This window comes from Pseudarthrobacter sp. C1 (assembly GCF_034720455.1).
GTDB lineage: Bacteria > Actinomycetota > Actinomycetes > Actinomycetales > Micrococcaceae > Arthrobacter.
This window is the reverse complement of sequence record NZ_JAYESK010000005.1, coordinates 127,608-145,858: the sequence shown is the minus strand read 5'-3', so window position 1 is coordinate 145,858 and position 18,251 is coordinate 127,608. Positions and strand designations below refer to the sequence as shown.

General features: G+C 64.0%; 15 protein-coding genes. 1 reads left to right on the top strand and 14 read right to left on the bottom strand.

All coding sequences use genetic code 11. The annotated features are described in order from the left end of the window. Positions 1-159: 159 nt before the first annotated feature. The 13 genes from U7114_RS10405 to U7114_RS10345 form a co-directional block, all read right to left on the bottom strand. Positions 160-1,716 carry a glycoside hydrolase family 32 protein gene (locus tag U7114_RS10405; RefSeq protein ID WP_323057308.1) on the bottom strand — a complete coding sequence of 519 codons (1,557 nt, stop codon included), beginning with the start codon at positions 1,714-1,716 and terminating at the stop codon, positions 160-162. Further along, positions 1,713-2,807 (bottom strand): ABC transporter ATP-binding protein, encoded by a 1,095-nt coding sequence (locus U7114_RS10400; RefSeq protein WP_323057307.1) that lies wholly within the window; start codon positions 2,805-2,807, stop codon positions 1,713-1,715. Before U7114_RS10400 ends, U7114_RS10405 begins: the two co-directional genes overlap by 4 nt. Continuing rightward, positions 2,804-3,766, bottom strand: a complete 963-nt coding sequence (locus U7114_RS10395; protein WP_323057306.1) for an ABC transporter ATP-binding protein — start codon at positions 3,764-3,766, stop codon at positions 2,804-2,806. Before U7114_RS10395 ends, U7114_RS10400 begins: the two co-directional genes overlap by 4 nt. Beyond that, positions 3,763-4,701 carry an ABC transporter permease gene (locus tag U7114_RS10390; RefSeq protein WP_323057304.1) on the bottom strand — a complete coding sequence of 313 codons (939 nt, stop codon included), beginning with the start codon at positions 4,699-4,701 and terminating at the stop codon, positions 3,763-3,765. The genes U7114_RS10395 and U7114_RS10390 overlap by 4 nt, the downstream gene beginning before the upstream one ends. 11 nt (positions 4,702-4,712) lie before the next feature. Beyond that, entirely contained in the window at positions 4,713-5,690 is a 978-nt protein-coding gene (locus tag U7114_RS10385; RefSeq protein WP_066275479.1) for an ABC transporter permease, read from the bottom strand. Between the two features lie 141 nt (positions 5,691-5,831). Next, positions 5,832-7,508 carry an ABC transporter substrate-binding protein gene (locus U7114_RS10380; protein WP_323057303.1) on the bottom strand — a complete coding sequence of 559 codons (1,677 nt, stop codon included), beginning with the start codon at positions 7,506-7,508 and terminating at the stop codon, positions 5,832-5,834. Between the two features lie 78 nt (positions 7,509-7,586). Further along, on the bottom strand, positions 7,587-8,657 hold the full coding sequence (locus U7114_RS10375) for a LacI family DNA-binding transcriptional regulator (RefSeq protein ID WP_321216082.1): 1,071 nt from the start codon (positions 8,655-8,657) through the stop codon (positions 7,587-7,589). A 162-nt stretch (positions 8,658-8,819) separates the two neighbouring features. Continuing rightward, positions 8,820-9,782, bottom strand: coding sequence for a carbohydrate kinase (locus U7114_RS10370; protein ID WP_323057302.1), 963 nt, complete (start codon positions 9,780-9,782; stop codon positions 8,820-8,822). 27 nt (positions 9,783-9,809) lie between these two features. After that, positions 9,810-11,327, bottom strand: coding sequence for a glycoside hydrolase family 32 protein (locus U7114_RS10365; RefSeq protein ID WP_323057301.1), 1,518 nt, complete (start codon positions 11,325-11,327; stop codon positions 9,810-9,812). 23 nt (positions 11,328-11,350) lie between these two features. Continuing rightward, positions 11,351-12,262, bottom strand: coding sequence for a carbohydrate ABC transporter permease (locus U7114_RS10360; RefSeq protein WP_157238223.1), 912 nt, complete (start codon positions 12,260-12,262; stop codon positions 11,351-11,353). An 8-nt stretch (positions 12,263-12,270) separates the two neighbouring features. Continuing rightward, the gene (locus U7114_RS10355; protein ID WP_321216086.1) at positions 12,271-13,200 is read right to left on the bottom strand and encodes a sugar ABC transporter permease; all 930 of its coding nucleotides are present in this window, start codon (positions 13,198-13,200) and stop codon (positions 12,271-12,273) included. Continuing rightward, positions 13,197-14,657, bottom strand: coding sequence for an extracellular solute-binding protein (locus tag U7114_RS10350; RefSeq protein WP_321216087.1), 1,461 nt, complete (start codon positions 14,655-14,657; stop codon positions 13,197-13,199). The genes U7114_RS10355 and U7114_RS10350 overlap by 4 nt, the downstream gene beginning before the upstream one ends. Positions 14,658-14,863: 206 nt before the next feature. Further along, a complete protein-coding gene (locus U7114_RS10345; RefSeq protein WP_323057299.1) occupies positions 14,864-15,907 on the bottom strand; it encodes a LacI family DNA-binding transcriptional regulator in 1,044 nt (347 codons plus the stop codon). 810 nt (positions 15,908-16,717) lie between these two features. Here U7114_RS10345 and U7114_RS10340 point away from each other — a divergent pair. Continuing rightward, positions 16,718-16,921: a hypothetical protein gene (locus U7114_RS10340; RefSeq protein WP_157238219.1), complete on the top strand. Its 204-nt coding sequence runs from the start codon at positions 16,718-16,720 to the stop codon at positions 16,919-16,921. A 1,005-nt stretch (positions 16,922-17,926) separates the two neighbouring features. On the opposite strand, the gene U7114_RS10335 is transcribed toward U7114_RS10340, so the two are convergent. After that, complete coding sequence (locus U7114_RS10335) at positions 17,927-18,196, bottom strand: hypothetical protein (protein WP_157238218.1); 270 nt, start codon at positions 18,194-18,196, stop codon at positions 17,927-17,929. Positions 18,197-18,251: the final 55 nt, after the last annotated feature.

Here is an 18,251-nt window from a genome sequence, read left to right as displayed (position 1 = left end):
ACGCCGCAGACAGTGCGAGTGATCCGCTGAGTGCAGCCGCGCCGCTTCCGGTGAGGAGTGACCGACGGGAGACCGCGGGTGAATCTTGCATGGGTTCCTTCTTCTTGCTGGGCAGCTTCGATGCTGCTGTAAAAGTTGGTGGTGGTGTACGGCCCCGGTTCAGGGAAGGAGGCTCCGAGCACCGTCAAAAATGTCGGCCATGGTCCATGCGTCGAGGGAGACTACCTGTGCCGTGCCCTCGGCGGCAAGGCTGACATGGTCCCCGCCCAGGGTGGGGTAGACGCGGGCGGTGAGCGGCATTCCGTTGGCAAAAATTTCGACGGCGGACCGGTCCAGGAGGACACGAAGGTGCACCCGTCCTTCGGGCATGGGGACGGGTCCTGACTTGTCTTCCGCATCAACGGCTGGATCAAGGCTGCTGTGGGTGCGGTCCAGGCGGAGCGTGCCATTGACGGTGTCGTCAGCCGCCCTGCGCAGCTCGATGACCGTCTCCTCGCTGGGGCCTCCGGGACTGCCAGGGACAGTGGAGCCCAGTACACCGAGCCGCACCACTGCGCCAAGTGCCAGCTGAAGGTCCAGTTCGAGGTCGAGTTGCCTGCCCGAGACACCGGTTTCCAGGGGCACCAGGTCACCGGTCAGCACCTGCCCGCGCAGACCGGCGTGGTCCCGGCGCAGCTTCTTGATTTCCGGTACGGGTGCGAAACGGAGGGTCCCGTCCTCGGCCGCCGTGACGGTACGCGGCAGGCTCATCACCCCGGACCAGCCGGCCTCCACCATCGCGAGATCACTTCGGCCTTCCTGCAGCCAGCCGAACATGACACGCCGGCCGGACTCATCCTGGAACGACTGCGGTGCGTAGAAGAAACGGCCGCCGTAATCGAGCCGGTGCAGCGCCGCGGGTTCGAAGCTGTCCCCGGCGTACCGGCCGGTCCAGTACAGCGGGTGGCGGGTGTCGCCGTCGTTCCATGCCGAGAAAACCAGCACGTCCGGCGAGCCGGCGGAGGGTGCGGACCCCAGCGAACCCTGTCCCGCCCGGAAAAGGTCCACGCATTCCCACATGGTCCCCGTCCAGTCAGTGTCCGCAGGATCGCCCTGCGAGGCGTCGCCGATGAACAGCGGCCCGATGTAGTCCCATCGCCGCAGGTCCGCTGACTCGTACAGGAACGCTGTACCGCCGCGCTGGCTGATGCCCGAACCCACCAGCTGCCGCCACTTTGTTCCTTCCCGCCAGACGCAGTGATCGCGGTACGCCGTGATGTCTACTCCAGCCGGCGGCGCTGCGATCACGGGATTTCCGGTGTCCTTGGTCCAGTTCAGGAGGTCCGGGGATCCGACGGCGACGCAGGGCAGCTCCTTGCCCTCGGACCGCCCCGAATACACCAGGGTGGGCTTGCCGCCGTCGTTCACCAGGACCCCGGACCAGCAGCCCTCGGCGTCCGGTCCTGGAGACGGTTCCAGGGCAACGGGCTGGTCCTTCCACGTGACCAGGTCCGTGCTGGTGGCGTGGCCCCACTGGATGCGGTGGTGGAACGCGCCCTCCGGGTTGTACTGGTAGAAGAGGTGGTACGTGCCGTCCCATTGGCTGACGCCGTTGGGATCGTTGAGCCAGCCGGCCGGTGAGACGAAATGGAAGCGGGGCCGGAGGGGGTCGGCTTCGGCCCGGGCCACCAGTTCATCCTGTGGAACCGTTGCGAGCGGGTGGGTCAGTTCAGTCATGCGGAAGCCCCTTCGTGAGCGTTCGACGCCGGACGGCTGGGCTGGGTTGGTTCGCCCGCCAGGGCGTGGCCGGCGGCGCCGGCCCACGGCCGGTAGAGGTGGCAGCGCACCCAGTGCCGGTTTTCGGGGTTTCCAACCTGGTGACGCACGGGTTCATCGGCCGAACAGGCCTGGTTCGCGTCGCCGCCGAAAGCGCACGTGGTCGAAGCCATGACGGCCTGCCGCAGTTCGGCCCGGCGGACGGGATCGTACGAGCCTGCGCGTGCGGGGTCCGGGACAGCGGAAACCAGGAGTTGCGTGTAGGGGTGTGCGGGATTGGAAAGCAGGTCCAGGGACTCGCCTTCCTCGACGAGTTCACCGGCGAACATGACTGCCGTGCGGTCCGCCAGGTAGCGTGCGGACGCGAGGTCATGGGTGATGTAGAGCATGGAGATGCCCTGCTCGTCCCGGAGCTTGCGCATCAGGTTCAGGACACCGATCCGGACCGAAACATCAAGCATGGAGGTGGGCTCGTCGGCCAGGATAACCTGTGGTTCAACGGCGAGGGCCCGGGCAATCGCAACGCGCTGGCGCTGACCTCCCGAGAGCTCGTGCGGATACGAGTTCAGCATGTCAGCCTGGAGGCCAACAGTGGTCATGAGCTTTTCGAGCCGCTGCACGGTCTCCTCCGCGGAACCGCCGCCCTTTCCGTGGATCGCCAGCGAACGCCGCAGGAAATGCTCGATCCTGTGGGCCGGGTTCAGTGAACCGAAGGGGTCCTGGAAGACCATCTGCAGCTGGGACCGGAACGCACGGGACGCCTGGAACCGATCGCGCTTGAGGATGTCGACGCCGTCGATCAGGATCGCGCCGCAGGTCGGCTTCTCGAGCCGGGCAACGCAGCGGGCCAAGGTGCTTTTGCCGGAACCGGACTCTCCCACGAGCGCGACGATTTCGCCGCGGTTGATTGTCAGGTCCACACCGTGCAGGGCGCGGACCGACTCCCGGGAGAACAGCCCTCCAATGGGGAACGACTTGCCCAGGCCACGAATTTCAAGGGCCGGAGTGCGTGTGGCGGACGCAGCCACCGTGGATGTCAGGGAGTGGCTCATCGGGTGGCTCCTGCCAGGTCTTCGGAATCAATCACTGCAGCGTCGGCACCCAGCGGAGCCACGAAGTGGCCCGGTGCCGCCTCGGTGAGGTCCGGGATGTTCCGGAACTTCACGCCGTCGGGCAGTCCCGTCAGCGGAACCCGCGGGCCGGTGAGCGGCGGGAACGCGCCCATCAGCGCCTGGGTGTAGGGGTGGCGGGGGTTGGTGTAGACGTCCTGGGCCCTGGCGGTCTCCACGATCCGGCCGCCGTACATGACAGCCATGCGGTGCGAGAGTTCCACCATGAGTGACATGTCGTGGGTGATAAAGAGGACAGAGAAGCCGAGCTCGCGCTGGAGGTCTTTGATCTGGGCCATGATCTCCTGCTGCACCACCACGTCCAGCGCGGTGGTGGGTTCGTCCAGGATCAGGAGGGATGGCTTGAGCGCCACGGCCATCGCTATCACTGCACGCTGACGCATGCCGCCGGAGAGCTGGTGCGGGTAGGACTTGAGGCGTGCGGGGTCTATCCTCACCAGTTCCAGCAGTTCACCGGCCCGCCGGAGGGACTCCTTGCGGGAGTAGCCGGCGTGGGTGGTGAAGATGTCCACGATCTGTTCGCCGATGGTCAGCACGGGGTTGAGTGAGTTCATGGCTGACTGGAACACCATGGCCACGTCCTGCCAGCGGAAGCGCCGCAGCTCCTCCGGGCTCATGGCCAGGACGTCCTTGCCGCCGAAGGAAATGCTGCCGCCTGCGATCTTCGCGGGATCCTTGAGCAGCCGCATGATCGAGTTGGCAATGGTCGATTTTCCGCAGCCTGATTCCCCTGCGAGCCCGAACACCTCACCGGTGCCGATGCTGAAGGAAACGCGGTCCACGGCGGTGGTGGAGCGGGTGTCGCCGATGTACTTGACGGTGAGATCCTTGACGTCCAGGACGGGTTCGTGGGAGCCGAAGGACACTTGGGAGATGGTCATTTGGAGGCGCTCCTTTCGGTATCTTTCGGGGTTTTGATCTTCCGCAGGCGCGGGTTGGTGACCTCGTCCACGGCGTAGTTGATGAGGGCCAGGGCGAAGGCGACCAGTGCGATGCAGACGCCCGAGGGAACGAACACCCACCAGCTGCCGGTCAACAGGGCGCCTTCGTTGCCTGCCCAGAAGAGGTTGTTGCCCCACGAGACCGTGCTGGCGTCGCCCAGGCCCAGGAACTCCAGGCCTGCTTGGGCACCGATGCCGTAGATGACGCAGGCAAGCAGGGTGCCCATCACGATCGAGGCCATGTTGGGCAGGATTTCGCGGAACATGATACGGCCGGCCCGTTCGCCGGAAACCACGGCCGCGGCCACAAAGTCCTTCGAGCGGATGGACAGGGCCTGGGAGCGCAGGACACGTGCCGACCCAGCCCAGCCCGTCACAACGAGGACCAGGATCACGGTTCCCAAACCCGGCGGCAGGAACGCGGCAAGAATGACAAGGAGCGGAAGCCCGGGCAGGAGCAGGAAGACGTTGGTCACCAGAGACAGGGCTTCGTCAATGAACTTGCCAAAGTACGCCGAGGCAAGTCCCACCAGGATGCCGATGAAGGTGGACGCGAAGCCCACGGTGAGCCCCACGAAGAGGGAACTCCGGGAGCCGTGGACGGTCAGGGCGAGCACGTCCTGTCCCTTGGCTGTAGTTCCCAGCCAGTGCTCGGCTGACGGTTCCAGCGACGCCATCGCGGTGATCCGCGACGGGTCGCCGGGGAAAAGCACCGGTGCCAGCAGGGCCAGTGCGATGAAGACGAGCATCACGGCCATGCCTGCCAGGGCCTTCTTGTTGGTGAGGATGCCGTGGACGAAGCTGCGGTTAGGCTTGCGGGCCGCCGGGGTTTTGGCGGCCGTTGTGCCGGGTTGCTTCAGGATTGCGGTTGTCATGATCGCTCCCTCTAGTTGCTGCGCACGCGCGGGTCGAGGCGGACGTAGAGGATGTCCACCAGGAAGTTGGCCAGCAGCACGGCGGCGGTGATGGTCAGGAACAGGCCTTGCATGAGCGGGTAGTCGAGGCCCTGGACGGCGTTGAGGAGCTGGTATCCGACGCCGGGGTAGGCGAAGACCACTTCGGTGAGCAACGCACCGCCCACCACGAACCCCAGTCCCATGCCGAAGCTTGTGACCGACGGGAGCATGGCGTTGCGGGCTGCGTAGCGGAGCATGATGCGGCCCGGACGGAGCCCCTTGGCTTCGGCCATGGTGATGTAGTCCTCGGAGTTGGTGGCGATCATGGTGTTCCGCATGCCCAGCATCCAGCCGCCGATGGAGACCAGCACGATGGTGAGTGCCGGAAGCACCAGGTGGGCGCCCACGTCGCCGATGAACTCCCACGTGAACCCGGGCTCCAGGCCGGCGGTGAAGGCGTGGCGGATGGGGAACCAGTTCAGTACTACGCCGAAAAGGTACAGGGCGCCCATTGCGAGCCAGAAGTACGGGAACGAGCCGATGAATACGAGCAGCGGTGGAAGCGCGGAGTCGATCGCGCCGCCGCGCCGCCAGGCGGCGAGGACGCCCAGCAGGTTACCCACGACGGCGGCAATCACCAGTGCGGTTCCGCCGAGCAGGAGGGTCCAGCCGATCTGGGACGAGATGACCTCGGTGACCGGGGTGGGGAACCGGGAGATGGAGACGCCCATCTGCCCGGTGAAGATGTTGGTCATGTAGCCGATGTACTGCTCCCAGAGGGGCCGGTCGTCAACACCCAGCAGCTTGCGCAGGGCCTCAATCTGTTCGGGCTGCATTCTGTCCTGGGAGCGGGCGAACATGCGGGAGACGGGGTCCCCGGGCATGAATCGGGGGAGCAGGAAATTCAGGGTGATGGATGCCCAGAAGGCGATCAGGTAGAAACCCAGGCGGCGCAGGATGAAGCGCACGGTTTCCCTCCATTCGGGAATTACGGAAAAGTTTGGGGGCTGGCCGCCGGATGATCCGGCGGCCAGCAGTGGTGCGTGATGGGCCCACGCCGCCCGGGTTCCCTGGCCGAAGCGGAGCGAGGCTAGGGAGGCGGTGGGGAGTTACTTGCGCGGTTCCAGCGTGGTCAGCACAAGCACCGTAGAAGGTGAGCGGACCGAAAGGGTTGCGTAAGGGTTGTCCTCGGTGGGCCAGCCGGTGAAGCGGGTGTCATTGAAGGCGCCCCACTCCGGACCGGAGAACAGCGGCACCAGCGGTGCGGCGTCGTCGTATTCTTCCTGCAGCTTGTTGGCGATGTCCTTCTGCTTGGACTCGTCGGACTCTGCAGCGAACTCTGCCAGCAGGGCGTCAGCCTTGGCATCGCCGAAGCGGTGGTAGTTGTCGAACGTCTTGGTGCCCACAGGCTTGACGGTCGACGTGCCCATTGCGGCGTTGAAATACTTGTACGGGCTGGGGTCGTTGGCGCTCCAGACGATGCCGGAGTCAAAATCGCCCGTCTCGTAGCCGGCAACCACGGCAGCCCAGTCCGGGGACTCCACCTTTGCCGTGACGCCGACTTCTGCCAGGTTCTGTGCGATCACGTTGGCCACGGACAGCCAGTCGGAAGAGGATGCGCCCACGGAGATCTTGAACTCGAACGGCTTGCCGTCCTTGAGCGTGCGCTTGCCGTCGGCACCCTTCGGGTAGCCCGCCTTGTCCAGCAGCTCATTGGCCTTCTGGACGTCCAGCTTGGTCCAGGTGCAATTCTCCTTGACCTCGTTGTTCTTCCAGGTCTCGTAGTTGCCGGAAAGCCCGGTGCAGTCCGCAGGCTCGGCGTAGCCGCTCATGCCGATCGTGGTGACCTGCTCCCGGTCAACGGCCATGCTCAGGGCCTTGCGGACGTCGACATCGTTGAAGGGTGCCTTGGTGGTGTTGAGCTGCCAGTTGATCATGGCGCCGGTGGCCGGGAACCAGTAGTGGCGGTGTTCCTTGTCCTTGGAAACGAACGTCTTTTCGATGTTCGGAATGTACTGCGGGGCCCAGTCCACATCGCCGTTCGCGGCGGCGAGGTTGGCGCCGTCGTTTCCCGCAAAAGCGAGCATCTTGATACCGGCGATCTTCTGCTTGCCCGGCTGCCAGTAGTTGGGGTTCTTTTTCAGCACGAACGACTGGGCCTGGAAACTGTCAACCTCGGTGTAGGGGCCTGTGCCGACGGGTTTGGCGTTGGCGTCCTTCTCCGGATCGGCGAGGGCGGACCAGATGTGCTTGGGCAGGATGGTGAGGTGCCCGACGTCGTACAGGGCCGGCGACCACGGCTTGTTGAAGGTGAAGGTCACCTTGTTGGTGCCTTCGGCGCTCACGGAGTCCAGGTACTCGAAGCCACCCTTGATCTTCTTCTGGAGCTCGAAGGTGTAGGCGACGTCCTCGGCCACGAAGGGCTGGCCGTCGGACCACTTAACGCCGTCGCGCAGGGTGAAGGTGATGGACTTGCCGTCGTCGGCGGCCTTCCATTCAGTGGCCAGCCACGGCACGGTGTCACCCTTGGCCGGGTTGAAGATCAGCAGCGACTCGTAGATGGACTGCTGGACCATCGGGTTGACGGTGGGGGCGAACGGGTTGAAGTTCTGCACGAACGTGCCCATGTCCTCACGCGGAATGGTGAGGAAGGCGCTGGCGTTTGCTGCGGCGTCGGTGCCGGCAGCTTTGTTGCCGTTGGCCGCACAGCCGGTCAGCAGCAGTGCGCCCACCGCCAGCCCGGCCGCCGTGGTGCGGGCAGCCCTCAGGAATCGGGGTTGTGTCATGATGGTTATCTCTTTCCTATCTTCATCAGCAAAGTGAAGGGGTGGGGGAGGGGTTGCTCTTCGAAAGTGATTTCGCGGTCAGACCGAAGAGCGTTCTAGCAGCGGACAGCCGACCAATTGCTGGTCGGCAATAATCGGCTGTCCTGCTGTCAGAGCTGCGAGCGTCTGGACTCCCAGGGCGCCCATTTTTTCAAACGGCAACGCAACCGTGGTCAGCTTGGGCCTGAGGTAGGCCGCAATCAGTTCCTGGTTGTCGAAGCCGATCACGGCGATGTCTCCGGGGATGGTCAGGCCCCGTTCCTTGATGGCGTCGTAAGCGCCCATCGCCATGCGATCGTTGAGGCAGAACAGCGCGGTTGGCCTGTCCTCCTGCGGGTAGCGGTCCAGGATGCAGCACGCGGCCTCATACCCGCCGTCGGCCGTTGCATATCCGGGCACCACGAGCTCGGGGTCCAGCTCGAGTCCGGCATCGGCGAGTGCTTCGCGTGCACCCTCCAAACGCCCGATTGCTGCGGGAATGGCCGGGTCCAGGTTGATGACTCCGATCCGGCGGTGGCCGGCCCGGAGCAAACGTTCGACGGCGGTGCGGCCGCCGGCGCGTTCGTCCGGGACGATCGAGGGCAGCTTCCCGTCGGCGTCGAAGCAGTTGATCAGTACGGTGGGTACTTCCTTGGCGGTTTCGGGCACGTGCACGCCACGGTGGAATGTGGCTGCGTATAGAAGTCCTTCCACGCGCTGCTCCAGCAGCTTTTCGGTTGCTGCGTCCTCCAGGCCCTGGTTGGGTCCTACGGCATCGGCCTGGTCGGAGGGCGCGATGAGCAGGAACTTGCGGTCGAGCCAGGCTTGGTCTTGTGCACCTTTGATGATGTCGACGGCGAACGGTGCCGTGACGATCTCGGTGACAATCCCGTACCAGTCACTGCGCTGGGATGCCAGTGCACGTGCTCCGGCGTTCGGGCGGTAGCCCAAGGCCTGGACAGCTTCGTTGATCCGGGTGCGGGTCTCTTCGGAGATGCTGGCATTTTCGCGGTTGCTTAGCACGAACGAAACCGCAGTCCGGGAAACTCCCGCGTGCTTGGCAACATCATTCATGGTGACACCCCGCTGCCGCGCGGCCCCGGCATGGTTCGAGGTGGTGGTTTTCGCCATTGAATGCTCCGGTGATAATCGGTGGTGCTGCCAGGTGGGTAACGCGCGTTACTTGCGCATAGATAGAGGTTACGCGCGTTACTAGATCTGTGTCAAGGGTTACATTTTCGCGTGCGAGGTGACCGCTGCCGACGATCAGAGCAGCCGCACCGAGGGCTCGTGCTAGGCGTGCGAATGCAGCTGGGACTGATGCTGATGCTGGAGCTGTGTGCGGAGTTCGTCTTCGGTGGGGGGCCGGGCGCCGGCCCGGGATACGGTGATCGCGGCCGCGGCGGCCGCCGTGCATCCCAGCTGGTCGAGGACGGAAGGGGCCAGGCCGCCGGTTCCGCGGGTGAGGAGTCCCAGGATCAGGGCCGACATATAGGAGTCGCCGGCGCCGATGGTGTCGACCACGGGGGTCTTCACGGCTGGAATGCTGAGGGCGGTGGTGGGTGTGGCGAGCAAGGAGCCTGATGAGCCCCGGGTGATGACAGCCAGCTCTGCTCCGAGACCCAGGATGTGTGTGGCGGTTTCCTGCAACGCTTTTTCCGGGTAAAGCCATTTGGCGTCCTCATCGCTGAGTTTGACGACGCTGGTGAGCTGCACCAGTTCTTCGAAGGTGTGCCGTGCTTCGGCTTGGGTTTCGAGCAGGGCCGGCCTGATGTTGGGATCGTAGGTGATGATGCACTCGCCGCGGAGTTCCTGGAGGATGGCTTTGACGCAGTTGGCGCCCGGTGACAGGAAGCTTGCGATCGAACCGGTGTGGACGATTCTGGGCGGAGTATGTGCAAGATCCGGTGGTTCGATATCCCAGGTGATGTCGAAGGCGTAGCTCGCTGAGCCGTCGTGGCCGATGGTGGCGGTCGCCGTCGATGTTCTCTCCAGTGAGCGCGAGCCGGGCAGGAGCGCCACGTCGGCGCCGGTGAGGTGCTCTTCAAGTGCATCGCCACGGCGGTCCGCGCCGATTGAGGTGAGCAGTCCGGTGCTGACTCCCAGGCGGGCCAGGCCGTAGGCGACATTGGCCGGTGATCCGCCGGGGTGTTCTGTGGTGCCGTCGGGGGTGGTGACGACGTCGATCAGGGCTTCGCCGATGACGACGACGTCCGGCACCTGCCCGGGAGGGTGGGGCTTGCCGTTGTTGTGCATGTCTTGTTCCTTGCTTTGGGTGCTGCCTTACGCGAGCTGAGTGACCTGAAGGCTGTTGATGGTTGCCCCGCTGCCGACGGCGTAGATGGCGAGGTCGGTGCTGGTCTCGGCCGGGAAGATCAGTTCGGTCATGGTGACCTGGCCGTCCTGGGCAAAGACTTCAACGGAGCAGCGGTCCACGTAGATCGTGAGCTCGTAGGACCCCTGCCTGGGCTGGATGGGGGCGGTGTCAATGGAGCTGAAAGATGCGTGGAAGTCTGTCCTGCCGGATTCGCGCCGGTCCACGAGGAGTGTGGCCTGCCCGGGCCGGATGCCCACACGGGTTCCCTTCCGGCCGTCCCCACGCAGGATGAGGCCGAATTCCTCTGCGCCTCCGGGCGTGAAGCTGACGTCAATCCGCTGGACGGTGCCGGCCGCGTCCGCCAGGACCTGGGCGCCGTCGTGGATGGTGGTGTCGGCGAGGCGGAACAGTTCAGTGTCAGCCAGGGCGGTCCAGTCGGCTGCGGGCTGTTGGACCAGGTGTAGGTTTCCGTCGTTGGTCTGGAGGGCGATTTCGCGGGCGAGGCTCATGGGGCTGCGCCAGGGTGTGGTGGGGATGTGGTTGGCGTATTCCCAGTTGTTCATCCAGGCGATCATGATGCGGCGGTTGTCCGGGGCGTCGCTGAAGGAAACGGCGGCATAGTAGTCCCGGCCCCAGTCCAGCCAACGGTATTCGCCCAGTCGGGCCGGGTCCTGCGGGCCTTCGGTCACGGTGCTGGCGGAGGTGAAGGTGGTGCCGTCGAAGTCACCGATGAAGTATTGGCCGGCGGAGCCGTTGTTGGGCCCGCCGGGATTGAGGTTGACGGTGAGGACCCATTTGACGTTGTCCGGGTCGCCGTCCACGGGCAGGGGAAACAGGTCCGGGCATTCCCAGACCCCGCCGGTGGCATTAGCCGGCCCGAAGGTGCTCAGCAGTTCCCAGCTCTTCAGGTCGCGGGACTTGTAAAGCACCACCTGGAAGTCTGTGGCTTCGACGGCGACCATCACCCAGTAACTGTCCGCGCCGCCGTCGTACCGGATGACCTTGGGGTCACGGAACTCGGCGGATGCGCGGTTAAGAACAGGGTTGCCTCCGTGTTTTGTCCAGCTGTAGCCCCCGTCCAGGCTGTAGGCCAGGGACTGGGCCTGGACGCCCTCGTGCACGGAGCCCGGTTTGAAGGCGCTGGTATAGATCGCCACCAGGGGCGCAGTGGATCCGTTGCCGAATCCGCTGGTGTTGTGACGGTCATGGACGATGCTTCCGGAGAAGATGTCTTCGTTCTCGTCGCAGGCGATGGCGACGGGGTGTTCGGTCCAGGTCAGCAGGTCGGTGGAGGTTGCGTGTCCCCAGGACATGTTGCCCCAGACGTTTCCCAGCGGGTTGTTCTGGTAGTAGAGGTGGTAAACGCCGTTGTGAAAGATCAGGCCGTTGGGGTCATTGAGCCAGGTGTCCTTCGCCGTGTAGTGCAGGGCCGGGCGGTAGCTGTCTGTTGTGGCTGCCGTACTGGCCGAGGTGAGTGTATCCATGAGGTTCCTTTTGGAAGTGCGTGCTATTTGCTCGCGCCGGCTGTGAGGCCTTCGCGCAGGGTGCGTTGGCCGAAGATAAAGACGACCAGGGCGGGCAGCATGGACAGGATCACTCCGGCGAGGACCACCGATATGCTCCCGGTGCCGAGGTTGCCTTGGAGTGTGACCAGGCCGAGGGGGAGGGTGAAATTCTGTTCGCTGATAGTGAGGATCAGTGGCCGGAAGAACTCGTTCCAGTGGAAGTTGAAGGCAAGGATCCCGACGATGGCCATGCCCGGAACGGCCAGCGGCACGTAGACGGAACGGAAGATCCGCCACGGTCCGGCACCATCCAGGGCGGCCGCTTCCGCAAAATCATTTGGCAAGCCAAGGAAATACTGACGCATCAGGAACGTGCCGAAGGCGGTGGGAATGGCCGGCAGGATCAGTGCCAGCAAGGTATCGGACAGACCCATCCCACGGATGAGCATAAAGACGGGGACGATGGTGACCTGCACTGGAACCATCATCGTGGCCAGCACCAGCGAGAAGATGGCGTTCTTGCCCCGGAAGTCCAGGCGGGCGAAGGCGTAGCCGGCCAGAGTGGCGGAGGCCATCTGGCCAAGCGCGATCAGCCCGGTCACCAGGGCGCTGTTCAGGACCAGGAGGCCGACATTGATCTGCTTGAACACCTCCCGGTAGGCGGTGAAGTCAGGGTTGATGGGCAGGAAGGACGGGGGCAGGTTGAACGACTCCGACGGCGTTCGCAGCGAGGTGGACAGGGTCCACAGGACGGGGCCGAGCGTCAGCGCCGCAGCCACCGCCAGCGCGGCGTATCTGCCGACGGTTCCTGCGGCGGGCAGGCGGCGGTTGCGGTAGGGCTGTGGGGTGGCCGGTGTGCCGGCGGTGGAACCCGGATGCTCGTTGGTCCCTGTGTTCAGGGTCTGGCTGGACATAAGGAACCTCACTGGTAGAAGACGAAGCGGCGGCTGAGGCGGAATTGCAGGGCGGTGACGGCCAGGATCAGCACGGTCAGTACGAGGCCGATGGCCGAGGCTTCGCCGAATTCCAGTTGCTGGAAGGCGGATTCAAAGATCACCATGACTGCGGTGCGGGTGGAATCCCCTGGACCGCCGTTGGTCAGTACGTAGGGCTGGTCGAAGACCTGCAGTGCGCTGATGATCGCCATGACGGAGGCGACGAGCACGGTGGGGCTGATCAGCGGAAGGGTGACGTTGCTGAACTGTTTCCAGCCCGTGGCGCCGTCCAGGTTTGCTGCTTCGTGCAGTTCTTTCGGAATGTTGCTCAGGGCGCCGAGGAAGAGGAGGAAGGAGAACCCGAAGTTCTGCCAGACGTACACCAGGACGACGACGGCGGCGGAGGCCACGGGACTGGTCAGCCAGGGTACTGCGGGAATGCCGATGAGGGACAGGAGCCAGTTCACCACGCCAAACTGTTCGTTGAACATATACCGCATGAAGATGGACACCGACGCGGCAGACAGCACCAGGGGAAAGAAGAAGGTGGAACGGAGGAATACCCTGAGCCAGGACGGCATCCTGCCCTGGAGCATGGAAGCCAGGCTGAGTGCAATGCCGAGTTGAAGGATTACTGCGACGACCACGAACACGATGGTGTTGAGGAAGGACACGCGGACGGTGGGGTCCTGTGCCAGGGAAGCGAAGTTGGCGAAACCGACGAATTGGGGTGCCGAAATGATGTCCCAGCGGAAGAAGGCCAGGACCAGCGAGCCGATGATCGGCAGGAAGGTGAACAGGGCCATCCCCAGCAGCGTCGGGGCAAGGAAAATCATCGCCAACCGTCGCTCGACGAACGAGCGGCGCGTGGCCGGTGGTTTTACGGTGTGGCGTGGGGTAGTAGAAGTGGTGGTCATGCGTTCCTCCTGAGGGCCAGTTCGAGATCGCGCTGCAGGGTGCCCATCGCTGTCCGTACGCCGGCGGAGCTGCCGCTGACAGCGGTGGAAACGTTTTTCATCAGGGCAGTTTCGACGGCGGCCTGCTGCGGCGGCGCGGGTATCGGGCCGGACGTGGGGAACCTGTCGAGGGTGTCGTAAAAGACCTTCCAATGCCGGGGCCCGGTGGCGGCGTAAAAGGACTCATTTACCATCGAACGGCGGGTTGGAGTGGTGTTCGGCTTGGGAATGGCCAGCTGCATCGCTTCGCGGCTGGAGCAGAACTTCACCCATTCCCAGGCTGCGTCCTTATCTTTCGCCGTACGCATGATCGCATAGCCGGCAGCGCCGAACTGGTGCCGCTGCGTCCGCCAGCGGGGGAAGAACTGCACATCGAACTGATCGGCCGTCATGCCTGCATCATGCAGACCTTGCGCCCAGTAGCCACCCGCTGGCGTGGTGCCGATGCGGTTGTTCCCGAACAAGCCAACGAGGGCGTTGCCGCCCCCCGATTCAGGCCGCACGCCCAGTCCTTCGGACACGAGTTCGCGCAGGTAGTCGAAGGTCTCGATAACCCGGCCGTCCTCGGCGTTGGGAGCCAGCCATTGATACCCGCCGCCGCGGGTCGCCCGGGCAGGGTCCTTGGGATAAAAGCGGTCCCAGAGCCACTCCCCGCCGGGGGCCTTGCTCTCGGTTAGGAAGCTGGTGTCGTTGGCGTACAGCCATGGCACGACTCCGCCAAAAAGCCGGTTGGTCCAGTAGTACGGGGTGAAGTCGGCCGGGCGCGCTTTCCGCAGGGCGCGGAGGGTGGCGCTGAAGTCATCCTGTGTCCAGTCGTCCTTTGGCCGGTCAAGGCCGGCCTGGGCGAAGGTGGTGGTATTCAAATACATGTTCGCCGCGTTCCAGTCCAGCGGAAGCTGGTACAGGCTTCCCTGGTACATGAAGGCTTCCAGCAGGCTCGGATGAACATCATCGAAGTAGTCGCTCATGTCCCCAGCGTCCCGGCGGACATAATCATCCAGCGGCTCGGCGAGCTTGTCGGCGAACAGCTGGGCGCCCTCGGTGGCTACGTAGACGACGTCCGGCGGTGTTCCGGCGGCTGCCATGGTGAGGATCTTGGAAAAGAAATCCTTCCAGTCCGCGCCTTGGATCGCCTGCAAGCGGACCGGAATATCTGGGTGGGCGGCGGTAAAGGCGTTAACCAGGCCCTGCCGGGCCGCGGCATCTGCTGCCGTTCCAAGGATGGCGATGTTCAGTGCCTTGCTCCCGCGGCCCGGAATGTCACTCCCGGTCAGTCGGGGCCAGGCGCCCACCGTGGCTCCCGCAACAGCGAGGCCAGTAAGGCCCAGCACGGAACGACGCGTGAGCTGCGAAAGTCCGCTGCCGGACCGCGGCGCATACGAGGGGGGTGTGTTCCCCGGTGTCTTTTCAGACGTCATTGTCGGCTCCTCCTAACACGTGTTAAGTAGGGTAAATAGAGCACCTAACACGTGTCAAGTGAGACTTTTGCTGGAGCTTAGATGAACTTGAATTACGAGCGTGAGCTGCTTGACGAAGCGCGGACAGTGGGCTCCCGCGGAGGCTGGGCGAGTCATCCCTGGCATAACTTTTCCGCAGCCAGGCGCTGCGGAAACGGTCCGCCAGGTTAGCCGGCCGGGACCGCTGCAGTGGACGCCCGCGGTATGACCCGGCAGGGCATGTAAAGAGTGCCTGCTTCAACTTGCTCAGCTGCCGGGGCTTTTCCTTCGACCGCATCCAACAGCAGGGACATGGCCGCTGCTCCGATTTCGGCGTGCGGAAGTGCCACCGTGGTAAGGGCGGGAACAAGGTTGGCAGCGAGGTTCTGCTGGTCGTCGTAGCCCACTACGGACAGATCCTGCGGTACGCGCAGTCCTGCGGTCGCCGCGTAGAGCAAAACGCCGGTGGCAACCCGGTCGTTGGAGCAAATGATCGCCGTCGGCCGGTCTCTGCCGCCCAGGACGGAGGAAGCGGCCCGGTAGCCCTCGTCGATGTCCCATCCGGTCGCGTGGACATGCTGTTGTTCGAGGCCCAGCCCCGCTTCGGCCATAGCCTCACGGTAACCCTGTTCACGCTGCGGGGCGGCGGGGGAGCTGAGAGTTCCGGTCAACAAGGTGATGCGGCGGTGGCCCAGGTCAAGCAGCAACTGCGCCGCCGCGCGTCCGCCGTCGATCTCTGCCGGTATCACCGAATGGAGCTGCGAGCCGGTATCAGTGCAATTGGCCAGAACGGCGGGCACGGTGAGCATCGCCGGCGGGGCCGTAATTTCGCGCAGGCTGCCGGTGGCGTACATGATCCCGTCGACCTGTCGGTGCACGAGTTGCTGCGCCGCAGCGCCATCACGGGCCGTGTCATGTTCTGTGTCGACCACCAGGACCATGTATCCGCGGGCCAAGGCCGTGCGTGAGGCGCCGCTGATCAAACGACCGGCGAAAGGGCTGGTAACGATGTCATCCGTGATGATGCCGATCGTCGATGTCTGCTGGTTACGCAGGCTGACGGCAACGGAGTTGGGCGTGTAATTTAGCTCCGCCGCAGCGCGGAGCACCCTCTCCTGGCGTTCGGCGGTGACGTTGCCGTCTGCCCTGCCGTTTAGTACCAGTGACACTGCACTGCGGGACACCCCCGCCCGTCGTGCCACATCCAGTGCTGTTGCTTTACGTTTGGCCATGCCGATCCATCCCCTGCCTTTCGGCCCAGCATACCTAACTCGTGTGAGGTTGAGAGATGCCGTGTTTGGGTCTGCTTTCTGGCGAAGACGAAACGGATGAACGTCTTGTTCGGAGGAGCCGCCGGTAATGGAATTCGATGCGCACTGGAGGAGTAGGTGCTGCGGAACTTAGAAGTACTGCTCCGCTCGTGCCCCAGAGTCGCATCCCTGACCAGGTCACTGTCGTCTTAGCGGCCATGATCTCCTTTAGGTGCCTTCGTCGTAGACGTATGACAGGGGGCCGAAATTGGGTGTGGACATTGTCCACAGTCTTCGTCTCGGATCGGGTTGTACACTGGTCCGGGGTAACGTGGGAACGCCGCGGCAAGTTTTCGAAGTTCCGACCGAGCGTACGATTTGGTTGCGCAGGGGAGCGACGCCAGGACCGAGAAGTACTGACGAGCGACCGGGTCGATGAACGTTGAAGTGGCGCTGAGTTTGAGCAAATCATGAGTCGCATTTCCGAACTTAAAGCTGCTCCGACTTCTCAGTAGTGGAGGATAAGCGAACCTCAGTCTGACTATCCCCGGCGGTTTCGTGACGTCAGGTTTGGGTGTTTCAGCCTCATACCAGCCATTCGGGTTCCGGTTGCTCGGATCACGTCTTCGCGGATTCCCAGTGTTTGGTAGGACTCGAGTGCAGTTCCATGCTTCCGCTGCGTTTATGGAGAAGTGTCCGAAGCCGCCGCCGCCAATGGTGTCGGCGCCGGCCAACCTCCCGAATCGGGACTCCCAAGGGGTAGGGTATGCCCTAGCCGACGAAGGAGTCACGATGAGCTACAAATATCGAACTGTTCGGATTCGTGGTACCGAGCTGGTTGGAACAATTGCCAGGAAGCACGGGAGTTCGGCTGAAATCTACGAAACGTCCAAAGACCTGAGCACATCAGTAGTTCCGGTGTTCTTCGAGGCAACGGGCGAGATCCGTTTCTTCGACAGGTCAGTGTTGGAGGACGTTGTGGCACCAGCTAATTAAGCCGTCTGGGCATACCGGGGCAGTCCCTGGCGGGTGGACCCCTTCTAGGGCAAACGGGGGTGTGGACAATGATGCTCCTATTGGTGTCAATGGTCCCGAGCGCCCCCGTGCCGCGAAGGTTACCGGGGCCGGCCACTCCGGCCTCAAGGGTCTGCGATCGCTGCGCGACGGCCTGCGGCCGCCCTTGACCCGGGAGCCTCTGCCGCCCCCCGGTCGGGTATGCATAGGCCTGGGCGCGACCGAACAGACGGTCGCCCCCCGTGGTGGGTGGCCGCTGGGCCGAAGCTTGGGGTCTACCCGCGGGGCGTAGCTTGAGTTGTAGGGGATTGCCTGTCGAGCCAGGTTTCGTAGCGGTGGTGGGAAGTCTTCGCCGAGATGAAGGCCCTCGGGTATGCGGCCGTGTCCAGCCCAGTTACGCCAACGTCCGGCCCTAACGCAGGGGGCCTGCTGGTCTACCTACTCGATCCGGACGGCAACCCTTGGAAGGATGCCTCCTGCGCCCAGAAGTGCCCGCAGGTCCTGGCGGACACTGTCCACGCCGCTTCGAACTTCACCGGCTCCGCGTCAGTGCCAAAGGCCGGGATGAAGGCCATGCGGGGGGAGTTCGCCGATGGCGCGGTCGATGACTACCTCCTTCAGCTCTGGCTGGCACCTTGGAAGCCCGATGCCATACTCCGGACCGGGACTCCAGGTACTGGCACCAGTCGGTCGGCAACCATCGTCGAGTGTGCGATCCGATGTCTTGGATCGTGGGCACCAAGGTTCACCGGTGCGTCGCCGAACGTATTGCTACCGGGCGACCCCAGGACGAAGGCTAGACCGGGGAACCGGAGTAGCTAGTCCGGGGCCATGCGGGCCCTGATGTTCAGGCCGACTTTCTGAGGTTCCCCCGGGCCGGGGCCGGCGACAGAGAGCCAGTAGTTGAATTCGCCGTCCTTTCCCGCCGGATGCAGATGGTGCTGTTCCCGATGACGTTGGACTGTCGCTTGCACGGTCCGTCGGCAGTCATCTCGACACCAACCCCGAGACTACTGCCGCGACGTCGTTATCGGTGAGCTCTTTTCCGGTCTCCCAGCGGCGCGAAAGACTCGGGCACGGGTTGGTGCTGATGCAGATGAACCGTTCGGGCCGGACAATCTCATCGGTCAGCTTCCAGTCGGCCGGGATGGCGAACCGGCCGGCGCGGGACAGCATGTCAGCGGTTACCTTGTCCTCGGCGGAGCGGACCACGAAGTGCACCGTGACCCCCAGCGCCAGGACCACGGCGAAGACCAAGCAGATCCTGCGCTTTACTGGATCCCCCAATCCGTCCCTATTCCGGTCAGCCTAA